This window comes from Cohnella lubricantis (genome assembly GCF_014212015.1).
Classification (GTDB): Bacteria; Bacillota; Bacilli; order Paenibacillales; family Paenibacillaceae; genus Cohnella; species Cohnella lubricantis.
The window spans coordinates 1-5861 of sequence record NZ_JACJVN010000079.1 but is presented as its reverse complement, the minus strand read 5'-3'; the positions used below and the strand labels follow the sequence as shown (position 1 = coordinate 5861).

5 protein-coding genes, 1 pseudogene and 1 riboswitch are annotated in these 5861 nt (G+C 62.1%); of the genes and pseudogenes, 4 read left to right on the top strand and 2 right to left on the bottom strand.

The window, feature by feature from the left end:
• The 3 genes and pseudogenes from H4Q31_RS18680 to H4Q31_RS18670 form a co-directional block, all read left to right on the top strand.
• Positions 1 to 251, top strand: a pseudogene (locus H4Q31_RS18680) (hypothetical protein); the annotation flags it as partial.
• Between the two features lie 47 nt (positions 252 to 298).
• Positions 299 to 423: riboswitch (guanidine-I (ykkC/yxkD leader) on the top strand.
• Positions 424 to 541: 118 nt separating this feature from the next.
• Positions 542 to 889, top strand: coding sequence for a DMT family transporter (locus tag H4Q31_RS18675; RefSeq protein ID WP_185180582.1), 348 nt, complete (start codon positions 542 to 544; stop codon positions 887 to 889).
• Positions 889 to 1203 carry a DMT family transporter gene (locus H4Q31_RS18670; protein WP_185180581.1) on the top strand — a complete coding sequence of 105 codons (315 nt, stop codon included), beginning with the start codon at positions 889 to 891 and terminating at the stop codon, positions 1201 to 1203. The genes H4Q31_RS18675 and H4Q31_RS18670 overlap by 1 nt, the downstream gene beginning before the upstream one ends.
• 44 nt (positions 1204 to 1247) lie before the next feature.
• Here H4Q31_RS18670 and H4Q31_RS18665 read toward each other — a convergent pair whose 3' ends face one another.
• Both H4Q31_RS18665 and H4Q31_RS18660 read right to left on the bottom strand, forming a co-directional pair.
• Positions 1248 to 2354: a TFIIB-type zinc ribbon-containing protein gene (locus H4Q31_RS18665; RefSeq protein ID WP_245347356.1), complete on the bottom strand. Its 1107-nt coding sequence runs from the start codon at positions 2352 to 2354 to the stop codon at positions 1248 to 1250.
• 12 nt (positions 2355 to 2366) lie between these two features.
• Positions 2367 to 3467, bottom strand: a complete 1101-nt coding sequence (locus H4Q31_RS18660; protein WP_185180579.1) for an SPFH domain-containing protein — start codon at positions 3465 to 3467, stop codon at positions 2367 to 2369.
• Between the two features lie 160 nt (positions 3468 to 3627).
• Here H4Q31_RS18660 and uvrB point away from each other — a divergent pair, with 160 nt between their 5' ends.
• Entirely contained in the window at positions 3628 to 5634 is a 2007-nt protein-coding gene (gene uvrB, locus H4Q31_RS18655; protein ID WP_185180578.1) for an excinuclease ABC subunit UvrB, read from the top strand.
• Positions 5635 to 5861 lie beyond the last annotated feature (227 nt).

Genomic DNA, 5861 nt, shown 5'->3' with positions numbered 1-5861 from the left:
GCGCTGCCGAAGCCGAGGCCGAAGCGGCGGGGGCGGCGCGCGAGCTGGCGGCAGGCGAAGCGCAGGAGCCGCCTGCCGGAGACGGGGGCGCCGCGCCAGCGATGGCGGCGCCGGAAGGCACGGCGTCCGGCGAGGTGTCTGCCGCCGGAGCGAACGGCGGCGCTGCGCAAGCCGCAGCCGCCCCTGCGCAACCGGGCGGCGACGGATCGAGCGATCCGGACGCGCTTCCGCCGCGCAAGGCGAGAAGATAGGCAGTTGACGAATGCTAGAGGTATTGCTAGGATAGAACGCAATGAAGCGAAGGGTTCCCTAGGGTTCCGCGCATCGGCTTCCGGAACGGAAGCGGCTGGTGCGGCCTGGTCCGAGAGGGAACGCGCCGATCCGCGAGTTCGGCGTACACGGAGGGACAAAAGCCCGGGAGTATCGCAGGCGGCGAACGCAACGACCATGTTGCGGCGGCTGGCTTGAGATGCTTCCGGGTTTTTCTATCCGTCTATGTCTTGCTGGGCAGGACAACAATGGGACAGAGGGGGTCTGCATCATGAATCGATATTGGTTGCTGCTCGTTGTGGCGGGATTAAGCGAGATCGGCTGGGTAGCGGGCTTGAAGCATGCGAACAGCTGGTGGACGTGGCTGCTGACGTTGGCAACAATCGCCTTCAGCTTCTGGGTGATGATTACGGTGAGCAGGGTGCTTCCGGTAGGCACGACCTATGCGGTGTTTACCGGCATCGGCGCTGCAGGGACGGTGATCGGGGAATCGGTCTTCTTCGGTGTGGAGCTGAATGGCGCCAAGCTGGCGCTGATCGCCGTGATGATCATCGGCATCGCCGGCTTGAAGCTGACGACGGGACATGACTCCGAAGCCGGGAAAGAAGGTGATCGCTGATGGCGTGGATCTGTTTGGTGCTGGCAGGATTGGGCGAGGTCATCGGCGTCTTCGGCCTGAACATGATGAATACCCGCAAGCGCGCGGCGGGCTTCGCCGTATTGGCTTGCGGGTTCGTGATCAGCTTCTCGTTATTGACGATTGCGATGCAGTCCATCTCGATGGGGACGGCTTATGCCATCTGGACGGGAATCGGCACGGTTGGCGCGACGGTCATCGGCATGCTGTTCTACGGCGAATCGCGCCATGGGCTGCGGCTTCTCTGCCTGGCGCTGGTCGTCTGCTCGGCTGTCGGGTTAAAGCTCATCGGCTAGCCGCGAGGAGCAGTTCCATTCGCAGCCGAACGGCCGCCGCATCACTAGCCGTATTGTACGTATAGATAAAGGGCAGCCGCCGCCGCCGCCAGCAGGACAAGGACGAAGAACGTGATTTTGACCGCGCTGCGCGGCGCATGTCCGGCCACGAGGCCTGTCTGGCCGTTCACCATATAGCGGTAAGTCTTGCTGCGGTACGAGTAGTTGGCGTTCCACACCGGCAGCAGTACATGTTTATAAGTGCGGTTGAAAATGCCTGTTCGAATACGAAGCCCGCGAATCTCGTCTCCGCCGATCTCGCCCTCGATCTCTTCGCGCAGCGCGGCGTCGATCTGCTCCTCCGCGAGCTCCCACCCTTGCCTGCGGTCGATCGAGTAACGCTCGGCGATGAATCCGCTCAAATATTCGGGCTTGTAGCCCGTCAGCTCTGCCAGATCGAAGTTGCCGAGCTTCTCGAGCAGCTTCGTCTCATATTGGCCGGAAGCGGGAATGAGAATGTCGTCGAACGAGCGGCCGTAGTCGCCGCTGACGCGGTGCCACACCGTATACCGTTCGGTTGCGGTGTACGTCTCCGTTTTCCCATTGACGGTTCTCGTGCGCGTGACGGTCCGGTAGTGGTAATCGCCACGCTCGGCCGAGTAGGAGGAGGCGGTGTCCGCGTCGTACGTCCAGAAGGGGATATAGATGCCGGTCAGCTTGGATTTGACGCTTCCCTTCTTGAAGGCGTTCGGCACGAACCAGCGCTTTTTCTTCCACGCGCGGAACGAGGCGACGGCTTCTTCCATCGACACTTGAAAAGGGATCATCGTCTCCGGCCGCATACTGGCCTTATCCCCTTGGCTCAGCACCTTCGGAGAGCCGCAGAACACGCAGGCTCCCGCCGTTTGCAGCGCCGGAATGATCGTCTCGCCGCCGCAGCTCTCGCAATGAATCGTCTGCTGCGCCACTCCCCAGTCCGTCGCTTCGGGACTCTCTTCGTCATCCTCCGCATCGTATTCATGCTCGATCGGCCGCACGTCCGATTCCGGAATCGGATGCTCGCCGCCGCAATACGGGCACTTCAGCGTCTGGCTCTCGGAATCGAACGCCATCGCGCCTCCGCAGCCCGAGCAAGGGAAGGAGATCGGCGCCGCCTGCGTCTGCGCGTCCATCGCCATCCCTCCCTATGCCTTCGTGCCGCAATAAGAGCAGAATTTAGCGCCGTCGAACAGCTTCTCGCCGCATTCGGAGCAGAACCGCTTCGGCGGCCGGGCCGCGTCGTTCGCGCCGCTGTCCGCACCGCTGTTCGCGCTGCCGTCCGCGCCTGCGCCAACCCTCGCATCGTCCGTACGGCTGATCGCGCCTCCGCCTCCCGTCGCCGGAGCCGGCGGCGCATTGCCGGCTGGCGCGGCGGCATTATTTTCGACCGGACGATTCATCATCTGCCCGATCATCTGCGCCATCGCCATGCCCGCGCCAAGTCCCGCCCCGGTCCCGGCCGCGCCGCCGTCCGGATGGTTCGCCGCCTCGCGGATGGCTTCCGCCGTCTGGAACTTCATATATTGCTCCAGGTTGCCGACCGCCCCCATCGCGGAACGCCGGTCGATCGCCTTCTCCACCTCTTCGGGGAGGGACAAATTCTCGATCAGCAGCAGCGTCAGCTCAAGTCCCATCCCCTCGAAGCCCGGCTGCACGCGCTCCATCGCCTTCTCGCTCAGTTCCTCGTAGGACGCGGCCAGATAGGTGACCGGGATGTTGGATTCGCCCAACAAGTCCGTAATGCCCGTGACGAGCATCGACTTGAAGAAGCCGGCGATCTGATCCGTCGTGAAGCCGCTCTGCGTCCCGATCAGCGCCCGCAGGAACACGGCCGGATCCTTCACGCGGAGCGAATAGGTGCCGAAGCCGCGAAGCCGAACGACCCCGAACTCGGCGTCCCGCATAATGATCGGGTTCGTCGTGCCCCACTTCAGGTTCGTGAAGTTGGCCATGCTGACGAAGAAGACATCCGCTTTGAAAGGGGAGTTGAACCCGTGCTTCCACGATCGGAGTGCCGTCATTACCGGCATGTTCTGCGTGCTGAGCGTATAAGTGCCCGGGCCGAAAACATCGGCGATCTGGCCTTCATTAACGAATATAGCCGCTTGCGATTCGCGGACGACCAGCTTGGCGCCCATCTTGATCGCATTGTCGTAAGCGGGGAACCGATGCACCATCGAGCCGCTGTCGTCCAGCCATTCGATGACCTCGATAAATTGGCCTTTTAAGAAATCAAACAGTCCCATTCGTCAACCTCCCGGCGTAATCTGCGTATGTTAATTGCCTTTATTATACAGGACATTGAATATGGACGATATACCCGTTATAATGGATGGGAACGTATATTCTGATTTTTCGGACGGTCTGGATATAGATGATTACTTGTGAAAATGGAGGTGGCGAACGATGGCGGATACGCCTATCGCGTACGAACCGGCGAACTTTCAGGTCGTCTCGGATTACACGCCCCAGGGCGATCAGCCGGAAGCGATCCGGCAGCTGACCGAGGGACTGGAAGCCGGCATGAAGCATCAGACCTTGCTCGGGGCGACCGGAACGGGCAAGACGTTCACGATCGCGCACACGATCGCTAAGGCGAACCGGCCGACGCTCGTGATCGCGCACAACAAGACGCTGGCGGCTCAGCTATGCAGCGAGTTCAAGGAGTTCTTCCCGAACCATGCGGTCGAGTACTTCGTCAGCTACTACGATTATTATCAGCCGGAGGCGTATATTCCTTCGACGGATACGTACATCGAGAAGGATTCGAGCATCAACGAGGAGATCGACAAGCTGCGCCACTCCGCGACGTCGGCGCTGTTCGAGCGGCGGGACGTCATCATCGTGGCGAGCGTCTCGTGCATCTACGGCTTGGGTTCGCCGGAGGAGTACCGCGATCTGCGGCTCAGCCTGCGGGTCGGCATGGAGAAGCCGCGCAACGCCATTCTGCACAAGCTGGTGGACATTCAGTACCAGCGCAATGACTTGAACTTCGTCCGCGGCACGTTCCGGGTGCGGGGCGACGTGGTGGAGATCTTCCCGGCTTCGCATGGGGACCGCGCGATCCGGGTGGAGCTGTTCGGCGACGAGATCGAACGCATCTGCGAGATCGACACGCTGACGGGCGAGATCGTCGGCGAGCGCGAGCACGTCGCGATCTTCCCGGCGTCTCACTTCGTGACCGCCGAGGAGAAGATGAAGGTAGCGATCGTAAACATCGAGCGGGAGCTGGAGGAGCGGCTGGCCGAGCTGCGCGAAGCCGGCAAGCTGCTGGAGGCGCAGCGGCTGGAGCAGCGGACGCGGTACGATCTCGAGATGATGGCGGAGATGGGCTTCTGCTCCGGCATCGAGAACTACTCGGGCCCGCTGACGTTCCGCGAGCGGGGCGCCACGCCTTATACGCTGCTGGACTTCTTCCCGAAGGACTTCTTGATTGTGATCGACGAGTCGCACGTGACGCTGCCGCAGATCCGGGCGATGTACAACGGGGACCAGGCGCGCAAGACGGTGCTCGTCGACCACGGCTTCCGGCTGCCGTCCGCGAAGGATAACCGGCCGCTGAGGTTCGAGGAGTTTGAGCAGAAGGCGAATCAATTGATCTACGTCTCGGCGACGCCGGGCCCTTATGAGCTGGAGCATTGCCCGACGATGGTCGAGCAGATCATCCGGCCGACAGGGCTGGTCGATCCGATCATCGAGGTGCGTCCGACGAAGGGGCAGATCGACGACCTGCTCGGCGAGATCCGGAACCGGATCGCCAAGGACGAGCGCGTGCTCGTAACGACGTTAACGAAGAAGATGGCGGAGGACCTGACCGACTACCTGAAGGAGGTCGGCATCAAGGTCAACTACCTCCACTCCGACGTGAAGACGCTCGAGCGGATGGCGATTCTGCGCGACCTGCGTCTCGGCACGTTCGACGTGCTCGTCGGCATCAACCTGCTGCGGGAAGGGTTGGACTTGCCGGAGGTGTCTTTGGTGGCGATACTGGACGCCGACAAGGAAGGGTTCCTGCGCGCGGAACGGTCGCTCATCCAGACGATCGGCCGCGCGGCGCGGAACTCCGAAGGCCGCGTTATCATGTACGGCGACAAGATGACGGATTCGATGATGAAGGCGATCGGCGAGACGGAGCGTAGGCGCACGATCCAGACGGCGTACAACGAGAAGCACGGCATTACGCCGCAGACGATCCGCAAGAAGGTGCGCGACGTCATCGAGGCGACGAAGGTGGCGGAGCAGAAGAGCTCTTATCTCACAGGCGCCGAGGCCATCGACAAGATGTCGAAGAAGGAGCGCCAGTCTTTGATTCAGCGGCTGGAAGCGGAGATGAAGGACGCGGCGAAGAACCTCCAGTTCGAGCGCGCCGCCGAGCTGCGCGATGCACTGCTCGAGCTGAAGGCGGGCATGTAGGCGCGGAGAGGCAGCTCTTGACGCGTTCGCGGACGCGCTAGCGGGGGCTGCCTGCCAGCGCTGCGGCGCGCCCGCTGCCGCGATTGCTGTTCTGCGGTAATTAGCCGGATGCCGCGAGGGCGCCGATGGCACCCTGGCAGGCGCCGAGCATGTTAAGCAACCTCCCGATGGTCTGCCGAATGGCAGACCTACCGGGAGGTTGCTTTGCGAAGTGACTCCAAAGAGAG